We start from the raw sequence: 17,585 nt of genomic DNA, 5'->3' as shown, positions 1-17,585 counted from the left end.
CGCACGTCGCGCCGATCCCGCAAGGTTATCGAAATTGATCCGTCGCGTGTCGACGGCGCGTATCGCCCGCAAAGCCTCCAAAAGAAAGCGGCGGTGCGCGATCGGAAATCAGGACAATGGTGTCTTCAAAAGCAATATTGGCGGGCTCGAGCCTCGCCGCACTCACGCTGTTCTATCCCGGCGGCAGCGCCATGGCGCAGACGACGGCTCCCACCACGACGCTGCCGAGCGTCGAGGTCGATGCGCCCAAGCAGACCCAGGCGCCGCGCCGCCCCAAGGTTCGCGTCGCCGTTGCCAAGCGGCGTGCGACAACGCAGGCACGGCCACAGACCGAGGCTCCCGCCGCCGTCGAGGGCCCGAGCGACCGGTTCGACGCTGCGCGCCAAAGCGTGCTTCCGCCCGGCGGGGCCACGACCCACACGCTCAATCACCAGGCGATCGAGGCGCTGCCGCAGGGCAGCAATGCCTCGCTGGACAAGGTGCTGCTGCAATTCCCCGGCGTCACCCAGGATTCGGCGGCGAGCGGCGACCTGCACGTCCGCAACGAGCACGCCAATCTTCAGTATCGCATCAACGGCGTCATGCTTCCCGACGGCGTAGGCGCATTCGGGCAGATTCTCGACACCGGCATCGTCGGCAGCCTCAGTCTGCTCACCGGTGCGCTGCCGGCGCAATACGGCCAGCGAACCGCCGGCGTGCTGGACATCACGACCAAGGCGGACGCCTTCAACAATTCCGGTGTCGTCGGCGTCTATGGCGGCAGCCACGGCACCATCTCGACCAACGTGGAATATGGCGGGACCGCCGGGCAGACGCAGTATTTCCTGTCGGGACGCTTTCTCCAGAACAATCTCGGCATCGAGAACCCGACCCCGTCGGTCAATGCGATCCACGACCGCACCAACCAGGAAAAGGGATTTCTCTATCTCTCGACGATGATCGATCCGACTAGCCGCCTCACCTTCATGAGCGGCGTGTCGAATGCGACGTTCCAGATCCCGAACAATCCCGGCCAGACGCCTGCCTACACGGCGTTCGGCGTCTCGGATTTCGACTCGTCCCGGCTCAACGAGCACCAGAACGAGTTCAACCAGTTCAACGTCGTCTCCTACCAGACGTCGAACGGCGAGTTCGACACCCAGACCTCCTACTTTAACCGTTACAGCCAGCTGCACTTCTACCCCGACCCGATCGGCGATCTCGTCTTCAACGGCGTCTCCTCGGACGTCTACCGCCAGAGCGTGGTCAACGGCATCCAGCAGGACACCGCCTGGCGCATCGGCTACGCGCACACGCTGCGGTTCGGCCTGTCGGTGAGCGCTGAGCGAACGCTGGTCAACAGCGGAACGACGGTGCTGCCGCTGGCCGATCCCGCGGACCCGACGGCGGGCACGATCGACGCTCCGTTCTCGGTGTTCGATTCCAGCGCCAAGACCGGCTGGCTGATCGGGACCTACGTCCAGGACGAATGGAAGATCACCAACAATCTGACCCTGAACGCCGGCCTGCGCTTCGACCAGATGTATCAATTTGTCGATGCCAACCAGCTCAGCCCGCGCGTCAGCCTGACCTGGAAGCCGTTCGACGGCACCACCTTCCACGCCGGCTATGCGCGTAACTTCACCCCGCCCTCGCAGGTGATCGCGTCACCCGTCAATCTCGCCCTGGTGACCCCGCCCGGCGCGCCCGCCAACACGCAGACGCCGGAGGTCGGGCAGAACAGCCCGGTGCTGCCGGAGCGGTCGCACGTGTTCGATGTCGGCGTAGTTCAGAAGATCTATCCGATCCCCGGTCTCGAGGTCGGCGCCGACGCCTACTACAAGAAGGCGCGGGACCTGCTCGACGATGGCCAGTTCGGCGCGGCCTATGTGCTCAGCGGCTTCAACTACGATCGCGGCGAGAACGTCGGCGTCGAGCTGAAGTCGACCTATCGCAACGGCAATTTTAGTGCCTACGCCAACCTTGCCTGGGCCAAGCAGATCGCGACCAGCGTCGTCTCGAACCAGTATCTGTTCGGCGCGGACGAGCTTGCCTACATCTCGGGCCATTACATCTACACCGACCACGCCCAGATGCTGTCGGGATCGGCCGGCGCCTCCTATCTCTGGGAGGGGACGCGCTACAGCGTGTCGATGATCTATGGCAGCGGCCTGCGCTCGGGCTTTGCCAACACCGATCACCTGCCCGGCTACACGCAGGTCAATTTCGGCCTGTCGCACGATTTCAACATCGTCGCGCCGAACAAGCCGACGACGGTGCGCTTCGACGTGGTCAATGCGTTCGACACGATCTACCAGATCCGCGACGGCTCCGGCATCGGCGTGTTCGCCCCGCAATACGGACCGCGGCGCGGCTTCTATGTCGGCATGTCGCAGCGGTTCTAGCTGCGCGGCTTGCCGCGTCGGGGCCCGCGGGCCCCAACGCAGCACAATCCGGCTCACCTGCGATAGGCGACGCAGTCGATTTCGACCTTGCAATCCACCACCATGCTCGACACCACGCAGGCCCGCGCCGGTGGATTGGCGCCGAAATATTCGGCGAAGACCTTGTTGAAGCTTTGAAAGTCTCTGGGATCGTCGAGCCACACGCCGCAACGCACGACATCTTTGGGCTCGTAACCGGCCTCGGTCAGGATGGCGAGCAGGTTGCGGATCGCCTTGTGCGATTGGGGGATGATGCCGCCCTCGATCACCTCGCCGTTCTCCATCGGCGTCTGCCCCGAAACGTAAAGCCAGCCGTCGGCCTCGACCGCGCGGGCAAAAGGAAGGTGCTGGCCGCCGGTGCCGGTGCCGCCGGCCGCGCCGTATCGTTTCAGCGTCATTGGTCTCGTCCTGTCTGTGGTGATGATGTCTGCAGGGCCGTCATCCGGCGATCAGGGCCCGGCCCGGCCGCGCGAAGGTGCTGCGTCCGTCTGCAACCACGGCCTCGCCTGCGACGAATACAGAACGGATGCCTGCGGGCATTTCCGTCGGCGTCTCGAACGTCGCCTTGTCCATGATGGTCTCATCGAACAAAGTGAGATCCGCGACCATGCCTGGCCGCAGGATGCCGCGGTCGGACAGGCCGAAGCGCTGGGCGGGCATCGCCGTCATTCGCCGCACGGCGTCCTCCAACGTGAGCCAGCCTTGCTCGCGTGTCAGGCGGCCGGCGACGCGCGGGAAGCTGCCATAGGCGCGCGGATGCGGCTTGGTCCCTGGGCGCGGAATGCCGTCGGAGCCGACCATGTGCAGGCGATGGGTGAAGGCGGCGCGCAGATCGGCCTCATCGAGCTGGAACATGATGATGCCGGTCTGGCCCTGGTCCTCCTCGATGCACCGAACCATCAGATCGAACGGCGAGATGCCGAGCTCGCGCGCGGCATCGACCATCGACTTGCCCTCGAGCGGCTTCAGCGCGGGATTGCCGGTGCCGGAGATGCGCACATTGTGCCAGCCGATCAGCACGATCTTGGACTGCGCGGCATGCGGATCGGGATCGCCCTCCTCTACCAGCACGCGCAACGCCTCGCGCTTCGCCGGATCGCGCAGCCGCGCGCGCAGCGCGTCGATGCCGCCTTCGAGCGCCGCCGGCGGCAACAGTTGCAGCATGTAGGAGCTGCCGGCGGGATACGGATACATGTCGAACGAGATATCGATCCCCTCTGCGCGCGCGGCCTCGAGCCGGTCGAGCGCCTTGGGGATGGCGCCCCAGTTCGGCTTTCCCGCCGATTGCAGATGCGACAGCAGCCCCGCGGCTCCGGAGGCGCGCAGGATCGCGATGAACTCGTCGATGGAATTCAGCAGGCCCGCTTCGTAGCTGCGGATATGGGCGGTGAGCAGCTTGCCGTGGGCGCGCACCGTCTCCGCCAGCGCGCACAGTTCATGGGTGTCGGCATAGGCGCTCGGCGGATAGACGAGACCGAGCGACAGGCCGGCTGCGCCCTGCTTAAGTTGCTGGGCGAGCAGAGCCTGCATCGCCGCGATCTCCTGCGCCGTCGCCACGCGGCGGTCGTAACCGAGCACCGCGAGCCGGATCGCGGCATGTCCGACCAGCGAGACGAGGTTGAGCGCCACGCCCGGCCCTTCCAGCGCCAGCCGGTAGCCGTCGAAACTGTCGAAGACTTCGTTCGAGCGGGTTTCGCCGGCGAGACCCGAGAAGTGCAGGCGCAGCATCTCGGCGGAGCCTGCGGTCGCCGGATAGAGCGAGAAGCAGCAATTGCCGACCACGAGCGTGGTCACGCCCTGCAACGCCTTCTCGGGCCTGTCAGGCTCGCGCAGGCAGATCAGGTCGTCATGGCAATGGGCGTCGATGAAACCCGGCGCGAGATAGCATCCGCGCGCGTCGATGATGTCGGCCTCCTCCGCCGGCAGCGAGGCGCCGATCGCCGCGATGCGGCTGCCGCTGATGCGCAGGTCGGCCTCGAACCACGGCGCGCCGGTGCCGTCGATCAGCCGGGCATTGCGGATGAGAGTGTCCCTGGCTCTGCTTTGGCTTGTTCCTTGGGGCATGGCCCTCTCCTCAGTGGACCGGCACGGCGTCCGGCGGCGGTGCCTCGGCGAAATCGGGAATCGATTCGATCCGCCCCAGCACCACGACATAGAAGAAGATGCCGATCAGCAGCACCACGCCGGCGATCATGAAGGCGCCGGCAAACGATTGAGTCCAGTCGACGACTATACCAGTCACGATCGGTGCGAGCACGCCCATCATGTTGTTGGTGAAATTGAGAATGCCGCCGACCGTTCCCGCCCCGCCCTTCGGCGCGATCAGCGACACGATCGAGGACCCCACGGGCGCCGCGGCCGACAATCCCGAGATCGCGATCGACAGCCACAGCAGCGCCCAGCCCGGCTTCACGGTGAAGGCGGCGCCGATGACGGCAAGCCCCATCAGCATGCCGACGATGATCACCGACTGGCGCACCCGCGTGCTGTCGTAACCACGGGCGATCAAATGATCCACCAGGAACCCGCCGATCAGGAGGTCCGACAACGTCGCGAAAATCCAGGGAATCGTCGAATAGCCCGCGGCCGACATCAGATTCATATGCATGGTCTGCGCGAGATAGCCGGGCAACCAGGTCAGGAAGAGATAGAAGGTGTAGCCATAGGCGGAGAATCCGATGGTCAGCCCCCAGACCTTGCGGTTGCGCAAGAGGTAGCCGAGCATGCGGCTCTGCCCTGCCGTGGCCGGGCCTTCCGGCGTGCCGCCGCCGGCGACGATGTAGTCATGCTCCGTCTTGGACAGCTTCGGATCCTCGCTCGGATTCCGATAGATGACGTAGTAGGCGACGAAATACAGCAAGCTCAGCAGCGCGGTGACGCCAAAACCCCAGCGCCAGCCGTAGAGAAAGATCACATAGGCGACCAGCGGCACGCCGATCACGTTGGAAAATTTGGCGGCGGAATCGAAGATCGCAGTCGAGCGCGCGCGCTCATCGAGCGGAAACCAGTGGCCGGTCGCCTTCTGGCTGGCCGGAAAGGCCGGTGCTTCCGCGACGCCGAGCAACAGGCGCGCGCCGGCGATTCCCCAAAGTCCGCTGGCGAGCGCGGTGATGGTGGCGGCGACCGCCCAGAGGAAGCTGCTGGCACGGCCGACCATGGTGACGCCGAAGCGGTCGAGCACCATGCCGCCGGGGACTTGCAGCAGCGAATAGGTCCAGAAGAACGCGCTGCCGAGCAGCCCGATATCGGTGGCGGTGAGGCCAAGCTCCCTGGTGAGCTCGGGCGTCGCGGCGGACAGCCCGACGCGATCGATGTAGTTGATGAGAATTCCGACGCCGAGGAGACAACCGATCAGCCAGCGTCGCCCGGGTACCCGTCGTCTTGCATTTGCCATTTCGAATCCTCGCCTGGAACGCAGGGTCGCGCCTCTCACCCCTGCTGGTACGTTGTCTCTTATAACGGACAATATTATCTTATAGCGTTACGTTAGATATTGCAGCGGCATGATGTCAAGAGTGGACACGCGGAGCCGCGACGGCCCGATGCCAGTGCATCGGCCGTGGCGCTGCCGGTCGACCGGGTTCAGTGGCGATCCGAGAGTTCGGTTGCGGTGGCGACGAGGTCGTCGAGCAGCGCGGTCCTGCGCTCCTTCACCGAATCCGCGGGAACGACGAAGCATAGCGTCGCGACCGCGACACCCTTCTTGTCGCGGATCGGGGCGGCAAGACACGACGTAAACCGATCGGACAGCGCCGTCGTCACGCATTTGCCGTCACGTCTCGCGCGTGCGACGTCCTTGATGAAATCGTCGATATCGAGGACGCGGCCGTCCGGAAGGCGAAAATCCTCTTTCGGAACGAACGCGCGAATCTCTGCCGGGCTCATGTGATCCAGCAGCAACCTGCCGGACGCAGTCCACGGCAGCGGCACCTCGATGCCGACATCCGTCGTGATCCGGAACAGGCCCGACCCGTCCCGCGTATCGACTACCACATATTTGCGGCCACGCAGCGCGCAGAGTTGCGCGGTGGCACTATGCTGGGTCGCCAGCCGGTCGAGGGCTTCGCGGCATCGGCGATGCAGGGGATTGGCCTCCGCATAGGCCCGCCCGTAGAGATGCACCGCCTTGCCGAAATAGACCTGACCGCCCTCGCCGACGCTCTCCAGCAGGTCCGCCTCGATCAGGCGGTTGGCGATGGCATAGACCGTCGAGCGCGGCGCGCCCATTTGCTTGGCGAGGTCGCTGAGCCTGGAGGGCGCGCGCAAATGCAGCAGTGCTTCCAGGAGATCGATGGTCCGATCAATCCCATTCTGGCGTTCCGCGGGCGAGGTGCCCTTTTTGGATGCGGCCAAACTTCACATGTCCTTCGTCAGCTGCGCGGCCTGCTGTTTTTGGCATAAACCGCGCCGACGGTATAGCGGTGTCCGGCTTTCCGCGTTCAGAATAACGCCCCAGAGCTATTTGCCGGGCACCGGCGAGTCACGAGCCCTGCATATAGCGAACGGGGTTTTCAGGATCCGCTTTGAAGATGCCGGCAACTTCCGCGACGAGGGTCGATACGGCATCCTGATCGAGATCCTCGAACCGCTCGAAACTGAAGTTGTTGCCCCCCATCCGCAGTTCGCCGAGCTCTCCCGCATAACGGGAGACGATCGGCGCACCTTGCCTGGTAACCGCCACGTACACGCTGATGTAGTTCTTTTGAAGTGCAACACCGATCACCGGCCACTCCGTGCTTTTTCCCGACTTGACGGCGTAGCGAAACTTGCCGTAGCCGATCATCTTCATGCGCATTCCCGCCTCTCCCGCGGGCGTTCCTCGGTGGAAATAGCGCTTGAGGGTCGGCGCAACCGAGACGACCAGCTTGTGCAGTTCGGTCAGATCTCGCCTTCGCTGCGGATCGAAATCGAGGTAGGCCTGCAATGTGTCGGCTGTCACCCGGAACATGTGAGCCTACCCGCGCGCCTGGCTCCAGTCGGGAGCGATCTTGCCCGAGACGCCCTCGAAGGCGCCGTCGGCGAGCTCGAACACCAGGACGCGGGCGGCATCGACCGGGCCCGGCATGGTCACGCGTCCCTTGGGGACGAGCTTGAAGCCGACGCGGCTGTAATAGGGCTCGTCGCCGACCAGCAGCACGAGGCGATGGCCTTTGTCCCTGGCGTCCTTCAGCGCCCGCTCCATCAGCATGCGGCCGATGCCGCGGCTGCGAAACGGCGGCTCGACGGTCAGCGGCCCGAGCAGCAGCGCCGGCGTCTCACCGATCGTGACAGGCAATTGCCTGACGGAGCCGACCAGCAGCGTGCCGATGCGGGCGGTGAAGGAGACGTCGAGAAGATGATTGACGTGCTCGCGGATGCGATAGGCGCTGAGCACGAAACGGCCGGGGCCGAAGGTGCGCTCATGCAGCCGCTCGATCGCCTGGGCGTCGCCTGCGGCTTCTGGACTGATGGTGATTGAGAGATCGTTCATGTTGTTTCGCGGAGTAGCATCTGGACGTTCGGCAGTCCATGGCAGCGCCCGACTTCAGTTCCTTTTCGGCGCCGGCTGGGACAGATAGGCCAGCATCTTCATCTCCCGTCGCCCCCGCGTCACGGTATCGAGCACGAGGCCCGACGAGATCGACAGCAGCGCCATGATCGTCAATCCCATCGACAGCACGGCGGTCGGCAGGCGCGGCACCAGGCCGGTTTCGATGAATGTGACGACGATCGGGATCGCAAGGATGATCGCGGCCAGCGCCAGCAGGATTCCGATCACGGTGAAGAAGCGCAGCGGCCGCTCCGAGCGGTACAGCTTCAGAATGGTACCGAGAATGCGAAAGCCGTCGCGCCAGGTGTTGAGCTTCGAAAACGAACCTTCCGGGCGCGCGTAATAGGGTGTCTCGACCTCGGCAACCGGCAGCGACAGCTCCAGCGCGTAGACCGCGAGCTCGGTCTCGATCTCGAAGCCATCAGACAGCACGGGGAACGATTTGACGAAGCGCCGCGAGAACACGCGGTACCCGGACAGGATATCCTTGAACTCCTGTCCAAAGGTCGAGGACAGGAAGCCGGTCAGCATGCGGTTGCCGGTGCGATGGCCGAGACGGTAGGCGGCCTGCGACTGGTCGATGCGAAAGCCCACCACCATGTCGAGATGTTCGTCGAGCAGCTTGTCGATCATGGGCGGCGCGCTCGGCGCATCGTAGGTGGCGTCGCCGTCGACCAGCACGTAGATGTCGGCCTCGACATCGGCGAACATGCGACGCACCACGTGGCCCTTGCCCTGCCGCCGCTCGCTGCGCACGATCGCACCGGCCTCGCGCGCGGCGGCAGCGGTGCGGTCGCGCGAATTGTTGTCGTAGACATAGATCTCCGCCGCGGGCAGCGCCTTGCGGAAGTCGGCGACGACAGTCGCGACCGCCGCCTCCTCATTGTAGCAGGGCACCAGCACGGCGATGCGGGATTGAGCGGATGTCATCGCGGCAGCGCTCCCAGACTGGCCGGCTCGCGCCGGACCGATGCAGCCTCGCGCGCCTCGGCTGGCTGAAGCAGCCGGGCAAACGACAGCGTCCACAGCGACAACATCGCAATCGGCACGACGTAGTAGGGTGTGAAGACCGGATGGCTCAGGAAGAAGCCGAGATTGACGGCGAGGTTGCCGGCAACGACGAAGGCAGCCTGCTGCACATGCCCCTCGCGCGACCACAACAGCGAGAGCGTCGCGCCGATCGCAAGCACGATCAGCACGATCTGCATGTCGCGCAAATACTGACCGAAAACCGCAAGATCGAACGCCGGCGCGACCAGATCGGCGCTGCCATAGGTTGTCGACAGCGCACTGCCGGCGTTGATAGCCTGGGCGGCCAGCGTCGGCGCCATGCCGACGAGCACGCCGGCTCCGAAGGCGAGGCCCTGCACGAACGTTGCAAGCGAGCGCGTCCACAGGAAGGGAATGCCGAGGAAGAGGAAATAGCCGGCCGCGAGCAAGGCATTCGGCAGCCTGAAATTCACGGATGCGCCGAGCAGGAGGCCGATCAGCGCAATCAGTAAGACACTGCGCTTGCCCCTGGCCAGCCACAGCGCTGTCAGGAAGCCCGCGACCGCGCACAGCGCCATGGTCGGCGCGACCGAATAGCTCGCTTTCGCCGGATTGATCATGAGATAGACGGCAAGCGCGCCGAACACGCCAGCGCCGAGGACCGACGGCAGGCTCCGCGCCATGGCAATGCCTGATAGCGCGAGGCCGCACAGGATCAGGCTCGCCGCAATGTAGAGCGGCACGACCTGATGGCCTTGCGGAAACAGCGCCAGCAGAAAGCCGGTGCCCGGCGGATATTGCAACACGACCTTGCCGCCCGGCATCGGATTGTGGCAGGGCCAGCGGATCGGATCCTTCCATTCGGCGAAGGCAATGTCCTTCAGCTTGCCTTCGAAATAGCGGTCGTCGTCCCTGACCGCATTGGTGTCGAGCCCACCGGCGCCGAAGCGCTGGAACAGATGCGCCTGCCGGAGATAGCAGATGTCGTCATAGACCCCGCGCGCCTCGCTCCAGCGCGACATTGTCGCAATGTTGCTGGCGAGGATCGCGAGGCAGATCAAGCCGAAGGCGAGTTTTGCGGCTTTCATCAGGTTTCCGTGGCGCCCATTCGGACTGGTACTAGCATAGCCCGCCCTCAGCGCCACGTCGCAATCACGGGCCTGCCGTGAAGCACTTCCGCGATCCGCAGCCGCGTGCCGGGGGTCGCCTCCTCCGGCAGCGCGGCGGTGTCGAAGAAGCCGCATTCGATGATCTCGTGGTTGGGCGCCGGCAACCTGTCCTGCCGGAAATGCCTGACGACATAGACCGCGACATGGTCGCGGCGGGAGATGTGGCTGTTGAGGAAGACGCCGTGCAGCACGGCCTCCACGGTGAGGTCGATATCGCCCTCCTCCTTGAGCTCGCGGCGCATCGCCTGCTCCATGGTCTCGCCATAGTCGACGCCGCCGCCCGGCAGATACCAGCCCGAGACGTAGCTGTGCTTGACCAAAAACACCTTGTTGTCGGCATCGAGCACCACGGCGCGGACGCCGAGCGTCATACCGCGGACCAGCAGGAAATAGGCGTGGAAGACACGCCGCAGCAGCGGCTCGAATCTGCGTCGGATCTTGTCCAGGCGTTCCCCCATCAGGCTCTCCTGAAGCGCCCTTTCAAGCGTCCCTTGCACGTTGCCGGCGACCTTGCCATTACAGCGTGCGAATAGCGAGGCAACCGCGCGCCATGGCACCTTTCACGCTCGCCCATCTGTCCGACCCGCATCTGCCGCCGCTGCCGAAGCCGCGGCTGATCGAGCTCGCCGGCAAGCGCGCGCTCGGCTACGTCAACTGGACGCGCAACCGTCACAACTACCACCGCCGCGAGGTGCTCGATGCATTGGTCGCCGACATCAAGGCGCAGGCGCCCGACCACATTGCGGTCACAGGCGATCTCGTCAATCTGGCGATGGAGGCGGAGTTCGCGCCGGCGCGCGCCTGGCTCGACGGGGTCGGGCCGCCCGATCGCGTCACCACGATTCCCGGCAATCACGACGCCTATGTCCGCGCCACGCGCCATCGCTTCGGCGAGACCTTTGCGCCCTATCTTGCAGACGACGACGGCAACACCGGCTTTCCCGGTGTGCGCCGGCGCGGGCCGGCTGCGCTGATCAGCCTCTCCAGCGCCGTGCCGACGCCGCCCTTGATGGCGACGGGCACGCTCGGGCACGATCAGCTCGCCGCACTCGAACGGGTGCTCGATCAGCTCGCGGCCGAGGACGTCTTCCGCGTGCTGCTGGTGCATCACCCCCTGAAGTCCAGCGCATGGCAGAAGCGGCTGACGGATTCCGCGGCGCTGCTGGCGCTGCTCAAGCGCCACGGCGTCGAGCTGATCCTGCACGGGCACGACCACATCCATTCGACGATGCGGTTCGCAGGTCGGAACGGCAACATTCCCGCGATCGGCGTGCCGTCGGCCTCGGCGCTCGCGCACGGGCGACATCCGGCGGCGGCCTACAATCTGTTCGCGATCGAGAAGGACAATGCCGGCTGGCACTGCGAGCAGATCGTGCGAAGCATCGATCATGACCTGCAGGTGCGAGAGATCAAGCGGGTACGGGTGGTTTAGGCTTGCCGTCATTGCGAGCGAAGCGAAGCAATCCAGACTGCTTCCTCGGAGACAGCCTGGATTGCTTCGTCGCTTCGCTCCTCGCAATGACGAAATCTCACCAGCTCCGCAGCGCCGCGAGCACGGCGACGCCGAACAGCGCGGCGGCACCGAGGATGAAGCCGAACACGAACGGCCAAACGCGCGAGCGGCGGGACGGCTGCGCGACCTCCGGCTTCGGCTCGGGCAGCACCACCATCGCGCGCTCGCGCTCGATCATGCGGCGGGCGACGTAGTCGGTCACGGCGTCAACGATCACCGCAGTGTCGTGCGATTCGGCGAGCACGATGCGGCCGAAGCGGCTGTCCTGGACGAAGCGGTACAGCCGCTTGTCGCGCCCCATCATGATGTGCGCGACGACGTCGATCCAGAGCCGCGGCGTATCGCCCTGGCTGATGCCGCGGTCGAACAAATCGATCTGATCCGGAACCTGGGCGAACAGCGGGTCGAGCGCGTCGTTGAGGATCTCGAGCCGCGCCACCTCGGCATCCCTGAGATCGACGACGACGCCGGTCCGGTCGGCGGCCTCGATCCGCGCGCGCAGCAGCGCATCGCGCAGCCGCACCGGGCGCGGCTGGCTGGGATGGGTCCCGCTGGTCTCGGGCTCTGACATTGTCGGCCTGGTCCTCGACTTTCCGCCATTAACCTATCAGCAACCAAAGCGCCCGCAAAGGGCCTATCATTCCAGATACTTACGACACCCACAGGCCGTTGATGTGTGCCAAAAGCAGACGATCCCACCCGGCTTGCGCCGGATGGGACCCTCCGTCCTTGGACGTCTTCTTATTTGTCAGGCAGCCGTCAGGCCGAGACCCGCGACGGCTCTTCCACGATCGAGAAACGGACGCCGGCCTTGTGGCGGTTCTCTTCCGAAACCGAGCGCCAGGCGTCTTCAGCTTCCTTGCGGGTCTTGAACGGACCCTGCACCTGGGCCGAGCCTTCGACGAGCTTGTGGAAGTTCATCGAGCCGAACTCGCCGCCGATCACCCAGAAATTGCTGCCCTTGGTCATATCAGTCTCCTATTGCGTGGCGTTAGCCGAACTGGTTCATCGTGTTGTGGGCGCCGCCCGCCTTCAGGGCGGCTTCACCTGCGAAGTACTCCTTGTGGTCGTCGCCGATATCGGAGCCGGCCATGTTCTGGTGCTTGGCGCAGGCGATGCCCTGACGAATCTCCTGACGCTGGACGTTCTTGACGTAGCCGAGCATGCCCTGCTCGCCGAAATACTCGCGTGCGAGGTTGTCGGTGGACAGCGCGGCCGTGTGATAGGTCGGCAGCGTGATCAGGTGATGGAAGATGCCCGCGCGCTTGGCCGAATCCGCCTGGAAGGTGCGGATGCGCTCGTCGGCTTCAATCGCCAGCGGCGTATCGTCGTATTCCGGCTTCATCAGCTCGGCGCGGTTGTACTTCGAGACATCCTTGCCGGCTTCCTTCATCGCGTCGTAGACCTGCCAGCGGAAGTTGAGCGTCCAGTTGAACGAGGGCGAGTTGTTGTAGGCGAGCTTCGCGTTCGGAACGACCTTGCGGATGCGGTCGACCATCTTGGCGATCTGCTCGATATGCGGCTTCTCGGTCTCGATCCAGAGCAGGTCGGCGCCGTTCTGCAGCGAGGTGATGCTGTCGAGCACGCAGCGATCTTCGCCCGTGCCGGGGCGGAACTGGTAGAGGTTCGAGGGCAGCCGCTTCGGACGCATCATCTTGCCGTTGCGGTTGATGATGACGTCGCCGTTGCGGGCGTTCTCCGTGGTGATTTCCTCGCAATCCAGGAAGCTGTTGTACTGGTCGCCGAGGTCGCCAGGCTTGTGGCTGACGGCGATCTGCTGCGTCAGGCCGGCGCCGAGCGAGTCGGTGCGGGTCACGACGACGCCGTCTTCGATGCCGAGCTCGAGGAAGGCGTGGCGGCAGGCGCGGATCTTCGCCAGGAAGACCTCATGCGGCACGGTGACCTTGCCGTCCTGGTGACCGCACTGCTTCTCGTCGGAGACCTGGTTCTCGATCTGCAGCGCGCAGGCGCCCGCTTCGATCATCTTCTTGGCGAGCAGATAGGTCGCCTCGGCGTTGCCGAAGCCGGCGTCGATGTCGGCGATGACGGGCACTACATGGGTCTGGAAGTTGTCGACCTTCTCGATCAGCTCCTTCTCGCGGGCCTTGTCGCCTTCCTTGCGCGCCTTGTCGAGCGCGCGGAAGATGTCGTTGAGCTCGCGGGAGTCCGCCTGACGCAGGAAGGTGTAGAGCTCCTCGATCAAGGCCGGCACCGAGGTCTTCTCGTGCATCGACTGGTCGGGCAGCGGTCCGAACTCGGAGCGCAGCGCCGCGATCATCCAGCCGGACAGATAGAGGTAGCGGCGATCGGTCTTGCCACCGAAGTGCTTCTTGATCGAGATCAGCTTCTGCTGGGCGATGAAGCCATGCCAGCAGCCCAGTGACTGCGTGTACTTGGTCGGATCGGCGTCATAGGCCGCCATGTCGGCCCGCATCAGCGCCGCGGTGTAGCGGGCGATGTCCAGACCGGTCTTGAAGCGGTTCTGGATGCGCATGCGCGCGACGGCCTCGGCCGACACCCCATTCCAGGTCGGCTTGGTCTCGAGGAGCGCCTGGGCCGCCTCGATCTCGCTCTGATACGAGGCCGGGCGCTGGAGCGCGTTGATGCCACGGGGCTGGTAGTTCATGTGCGTGCTCTCTCTCGACAGTTTTGACAGTGCATTGCGAAACGCGTGACATGAGCTAAACGCGAGAAAGGGAAGTTCGTACAGAGGCCTTGTATTCGAATGGTGATGTCATGTAACATAAGAACATGTAGTAGATGTTATTTTGTAAATTTTGTAAAGAATACAGGTCAGTGAGACTGCCCTTAGTGCCTCTGGAGATGTAAGAAATGCCCGCCGCATCAGGGAAAAAGCTGTTCGTCGGTCCGCGCTTTCGGCGGATCCGGCAGCAATTGGGGCTATCGCAGACCCAGATCGCCGAGGGGCTCGGGATCTCGCCGAGCTATGTCAATCTGATCGAGCGGAACCAGCGCCCGGTGACGGCGCAGATCCTGCTGCGGCTGGCCGAAACCTACGACCTCGATCTGCGCGATCTCGCCACCGCCGACGAGGACCGCTTCTTCGCCGAACTCAACGAGGTCTTCTCCGATCCGCTGTTCCGCCAGATCGAGGTCCCCAAGCAGGAGCTGCGCGACCTCGCCGAGCTCTGTCCCGGCGTGACGCACGCGCTGCAGCGGCTCTACGCGGCCTATACCGAGGCGCGCCAGGGCGAGACGCTGGCGGCAGCGCAAATGGCCGACCGCGATGTCGGCACGCGCTACGAGGCCAATCCGGTCGAGCGCGTGCGCGAGCTGATCGAGGCCAACCGCAATTATTTCCCGGAGCTCGAGCAGGCCGCGGAGAACCTTCGCGACGAGTTGAATGTGCCGGCCGAAGGGCTCTATGCCGCACTCGCCGCACGCCTGCGCGAAAAGCATTCGATCCAGACCCGCATCATGCCGGTCGACGTGATGCGCGAAACGCTCCGCCGTTTCGACCGTCACCGCCGTCAGCTCCTGATCTCGGAGCTGGTCGACCCTCCGGGTCGCGCCTTCCAGCTCGCCTTCCAGCTTGGCCTCGGCGAATGCACGCAAGCCCTGGAGACCATCATCGGCCGCGCCGGCCCGCTCGACGATACGCCGCGCCGGTTGTTCCGCATCACGCTCGCCAACTACTTTGCAGCGGCCGTGATGATGCCCTACCCGGCCTTCCTCGCGGCGGCCGACGCCCTCAACTACGACATCCACGTGCTGGCGCAGCGCTTCAATTCCGGCTTCGAGCAGGTCTGCCATCGCCTCACCACGCTGCAACGGCCGAACGCACGCGGCATTCCGTTCTTCCTGCTGCGCGTCGACAATGCCGGCAACGTGTCGAAGCGCTTTTCCTCCGGCACCTTCCCGTTCTCGAAATTCGGCGGCACCTGTCCGCTGTGGAATGTGCACTCGACCTTCGACACGCCCGATCGTCTGCTGAAGCAGGTGATCGAGCTCTCCGACGGCACGCGGTATTTCTCGATCGCGCAGATGGTGCGCCGGCCCGTCGCGCCGCACCCGCAGCCGCAGCCGCGCTTCGCCATCGGCCTCGGCTGCGAGATCCGCCACGCCGCGCGCCTGACTTACGCCACCGGCATCGACCTGGAGAAGACGGAAGGCACGCCGATCGGCGTCAACTGCCGGCTCTGCGAGCGCGAAAACTGCGCCCAGCGCGCCGAGCCGCCGATCACACGCACGCTAATCCTGGACGAGACCACGCGACGGGTGAGCTCGTTCGCGTTCTCGAATGCGAGGGAGTTGTAACCCCTCTCCGTTGTCATGCTCCGCGAAAGCGGGGCATCCAGTACGGCGCGGCCCATCGGTTCAATCATAGCCGTCTCGGAGTACTGGATCGCCCGGTCAAGCCGGGCGATGACCGTTGAGTTTGAGGCGCGAGCGATCCAACCAACTACGCCAGCGTATGCACGATCACCGGCCCCGCGGCGGCACTCGCATGCCCTGCCAGCAACGGCCCCAGATCCTTTTCGATCCAGGCAATGGCACGCCGGTTCGCTTCCTCGGCCTGCTCGAACTTGTCGAAGATGGAGATCGCGGTCACCGTGTCGTCGCCGGCATAGACGACGTAATAGGCCCTGAAGCCGTCGACGTCGCTGATGATCGGAACGGCGCCGTCCTTGATGCGGCGCGCCAGCTCTTCGGCGCTTCCGCTCTTCGCCTTGGCCTGACGGATGGCGGCATACATGGCATCCTCCCTTCGGCTTCTGATCCGGGCTTGATGCCCGAGCGGCATGTTACGCCCAAGCGCGCCGCCGATCTACGGCTTGGTTAACCCTGCCCTAATCCGCCTTCGCGATCTGCAACCAAGGATTAAGCACGCCTCAACATCGCTGCCTTAGTCTCGCCCCACTCACTTTTCGCAAACAACGGCAGCCTATCCTGCCGCGTGAAGTGACATCAGGGGGTTCATCATGCGCATTGCGTTGCTGCTGACCGCGACCGTTGTCGGCGCGCTGTTCGCCAATCCGTCCACCGCCGGCTCGTTCGATGTCGCGTCCGCCGATGCCGCGAAGGCGCTGCCGCCCGGCTTCCAGAGCTACCGCGGCTACATGTTCGACGTGTCGGAGAATTCCGAGCGCAAGGACGTCGACAAGCTCACCGAGAATCTGAAGCAGCAGATCGACGTGGTCGAAGGCGCCGGGTTCTCGCCGCGCGTGCTTCGCTTCTTCCGTACCGTCCCGATCATCGCGAGCGAGCTGGCCTGCCTCGACGAAGGCGCCGCAACCGCCTGCTACGGCCGGGTCACGCCGGATACCCAGCGCACCACCCCGCGGACGCTAACGGTGTGGGACCACGACAAGCAGCGCTGGACCAACCCGAACGCCGTCGACCTCGCAGTCGATTCCGGGCTCGGCGTCATCATGGTCCGGCCGGACATGATGCGTTACGAGAAAGAGGCCGTGCTGCTCCACGAGATGCTGCATGCCTATCACGCGCGCCTGCTGCCGGACGGCTACGCCAACAAGGGCGTGATCAGCTATTACGCCTATGCCAAATCCAAGGATTTCCTGCCCAAGGAAGCCTATGCGCTGAAGAACCACATGGAGTTCTTTGCGGTGACCGCCAGCATTTTCCTCGCCGGCAAGAGCGAATTCCACGATCCCAAGACCCGCGAGGCGCTCAAGGAGAAGATGCCGGACTATTACAAATATCTGGTCGGCGTGTTCGGCTTCGACCCCGATCCGGCAGCAAGCTCAAGCGGACCGGTCGCCTCGCTGAAATAAGGCCGGCACGGCGCACCTCGCGCCAAGCCAATGCCAAAAGCCGCGCGACATGCGCGGCTTTTCTGTTTTGGTAACCGGAAGCTGCGGATGACGCCCGGGCGGGAATTGCCAAGGCGGGGCCCGATCTGCATAGTCCCGCCGCATCGATTGGGATTGTTTCGAAGAGGATAGAAGACATGGCCGACGCCGACCTGGATGTCGTGA

At 64.6% G+C, this 17,585-nt stretch carries 17 protein-coding genes; 4 read left to right on the top strand and 13 right to left on the bottom strand.

Annotated elements, in window-relative coordinates:
• Positions 1-116: 116 nt before the first annotated feature.
• Positions 117-2,384 (top strand): TonB-dependent receptor, encoded by a 2,268-nt coding sequence (locus tag FXB38_RS35635; RefSeq protein WP_148755622.1) that lies wholly within the window; start codon positions 117-119, stop codon positions 2,382-2,384.
• A gap of 53 nt (positions 2,385-2,437) precedes the next feature.
• Here FXB38_RS35635 and FXB38_RS35630 read toward each other — a convergent pair whose 3' ends face one another.
• The 9 genes from FXB38_RS35630 to FXB38_RS35590 form a co-directional block, all read right to left on the bottom strand.
• A complete protein-coding gene (locus FXB38_RS35630) occupies positions 2,438-2,821 on the bottom strand; it encodes a RidA family protein (protein WP_148755621.1) in 384 nt (127 codons plus the stop codon).
• Between the two features lie 40 nt (positions 2,822-2,861).
• A complete protein-coding gene (locus FXB38_RS35625) occupies positions 2,862-4,487 on the bottom strand; it encodes an N-acyl-D-amino-acid deacylase family protein (RefSeq protein ID WP_148755620.1) in 1,626 nt (541 codons plus the stop codon).
• Positions 4,488-4,497: 10 nt separating this feature from the next.
• Positions 4,498-5,817 carry an MFS transporter gene (locus tag FXB38_RS35620; RefSeq protein WP_148755619.1) on the bottom strand — a complete coding sequence of 440 codons (1,320 nt, stop codon included), beginning with the start codon at positions 5,815-5,817 and terminating at the stop codon, positions 4,498-4,500.
• Positions 5,818-6,005: 188 nt separating this feature from the next.
• The gene (locus FXB38_RS35615; protein WP_148755618.1) at positions 6,006-6,776 is read right to left on the bottom strand and encodes an IclR family transcriptional regulator; all 771 of its coding nucleotides are present in this window, start codon (positions 6,774-6,776) and stop codon (positions 6,006-6,008) included.
• 127 nt (positions 6,777-6,903) lie between these two features.
• A complete protein-coding gene (locus tag FXB38_RS35610) occupies positions 6,904-7,371 on the bottom strand; it encodes a DUF1801 domain-containing protein (protein WP_148755617.1) in 468 nt (155 codons plus the stop codon).
• Positions 7,372-7,377: 6 nt separating this feature from the next.
• Entirely contained in the window at positions 7,378-7,893 is a 516-nt protein-coding gene (locus FXB38_RS35605) for a GNAT family N-acetyltransferase (RefSeq protein ID WP_148755616.1), read from the bottom strand.
• Positions 7,894-7,947: 54 nt separating this feature from the next.
• Positions 7,948-8,883 carry a glycosyltransferase family 2 protein gene (locus FXB38_RS35600; protein WP_148755615.1) on the bottom strand — a complete coding sequence of 312 codons (936 nt, stop codon included), beginning with the start codon at positions 8,881-8,883 and terminating at the stop codon, positions 7,948-7,950.
• Positions 8,880-10,031, bottom strand: coding sequence for a hypothetical protein (locus FXB38_RS35595; protein WP_148755614.1), 1,152 nt, complete (start codon positions 10,029-10,031; stop codon positions 8,880-8,882). The genes FXB38_RS35600 and FXB38_RS35595 overlap by 4 nt, the downstream gene beginning before the upstream one ends.
• A gap of 47 nt (positions 10,032-10,078) precedes the next feature.
• The gene (locus FXB38_RS35590) at positions 10,079-10,570 is read right to left on the bottom strand and encodes an NUDIX domain-containing protein (RefSeq protein WP_148755613.1); all 492 of its coding nucleotides are present in this window, start codon (positions 10,568-10,570) and stop codon (positions 10,079-10,081) included.
• Positions 10,571-10,662: 92 nt separating this feature from the next.
• Between FXB38_RS35590 and FXB38_RS35585 the strand changes: the two genes are divergently transcribed.
• Positions 10,663-11,544 carry a metallophosphoesterase family protein gene (locus FXB38_RS35585; RefSeq protein WP_148755612.1) on the top strand — a complete coding sequence of 294 codons (882 nt, stop codon included), beginning with the start codon at positions 10,663-10,665 and terminating at the stop codon, positions 11,542-11,544.
• Between the two features lie 97 nt (positions 11,545-11,641).
• Here the strand turns inward: FXB38_RS35585 and FXB38_RS35580 are convergent, their stop codons facing one another.
• From FXB38_RS35580 to FXB38_RS35570, 3 genes are all read right to left on the bottom strand, one after another.
• A complete protein-coding gene (locus tag FXB38_RS35580; RefSeq protein WP_148755611.1) occupies positions 11,642-12,196 on the bottom strand; it encodes a hypothetical protein in 555 nt (184 codons plus the stop codon).
• A 188-nt stretch (positions 12,197-12,384) separates the two neighbouring features.
• The gene (locus FXB38_RS35575) at positions 12,385-12,594 is read right to left on the bottom strand and encodes a DUF4170 domain-containing protein (RefSeq protein WP_008137787.1); all 210 of its coding nucleotides are present in this window, start codon (positions 12,592-12,594) and stop codon (positions 12,385-12,387) included.
• 22 nt (positions 12,595-12,616) lie between these two features.
• The gene (locus FXB38_RS35570; RefSeq protein ID WP_148755610.1) at positions 12,617-14,251 is read right to left on the bottom strand and encodes an isocitrate lyase; all 1,635 of its coding nucleotides are present in this window, start codon (positions 14,249-14,251) and stop codon (positions 12,617-12,619) included.
• A 206-nt stretch (positions 14,252-14,457) separates the two neighbouring features.
• Between FXB38_RS35570 and FXB38_RS35565 the strand changes: the two genes are divergently transcribed.
• Entirely contained in the window at positions 14,458-15,903 is a 1,446-nt protein-coding gene (locus FXB38_RS35565) for a helix-turn-helix domain-containing protein (RefSeq protein WP_148755609.1), read from the top strand.
• Positions 15,904-16,048: 145 nt separating this feature from the next.
• Here the strand turns inward: FXB38_RS35565 and FXB38_RS35560 are convergent, their stop codons facing one another.
• A complete protein-coding gene (locus tag FXB38_RS35560) occupies positions 16,049-16,342 on the bottom strand; it encodes an antibiotic biosynthesis monooxygenase (RefSeq protein ID WP_014497428.1) in 294 nt (97 codons plus the stop codon).
• Between the two features lie 226 nt (positions 16,343-16,568).
• Between FXB38_RS35560 and FXB38_RS35555 the strand changes: the two genes are divergently transcribed.
• Complete coding sequence (locus FXB38_RS35555; protein WP_148755608.1) at positions 16,569-17,381, top strand: hypothetical protein; 813 nt, start codon at positions 16,569-16,571, stop codon at positions 17,379-17,381.
• The last annotated feature ends 204 nt before the right edge of the window (positions 17,382-17,585 follow it).

It is taken from the genome of Bradyrhizobium cytisi, from assembly GCF_008123515.1.
Taxonomy (GTDB): Bacteria; Pseudomonadota; Alphaproteobacteria; order Rhizobiales; family Xanthobacteraceae; genus Bradyrhizobium; species Bradyrhizobium cytisi.
Note: the sequence above shows the minus strand (reverse complement) of the source record. Positions and strands in the feature narration are given on the sequence as shown.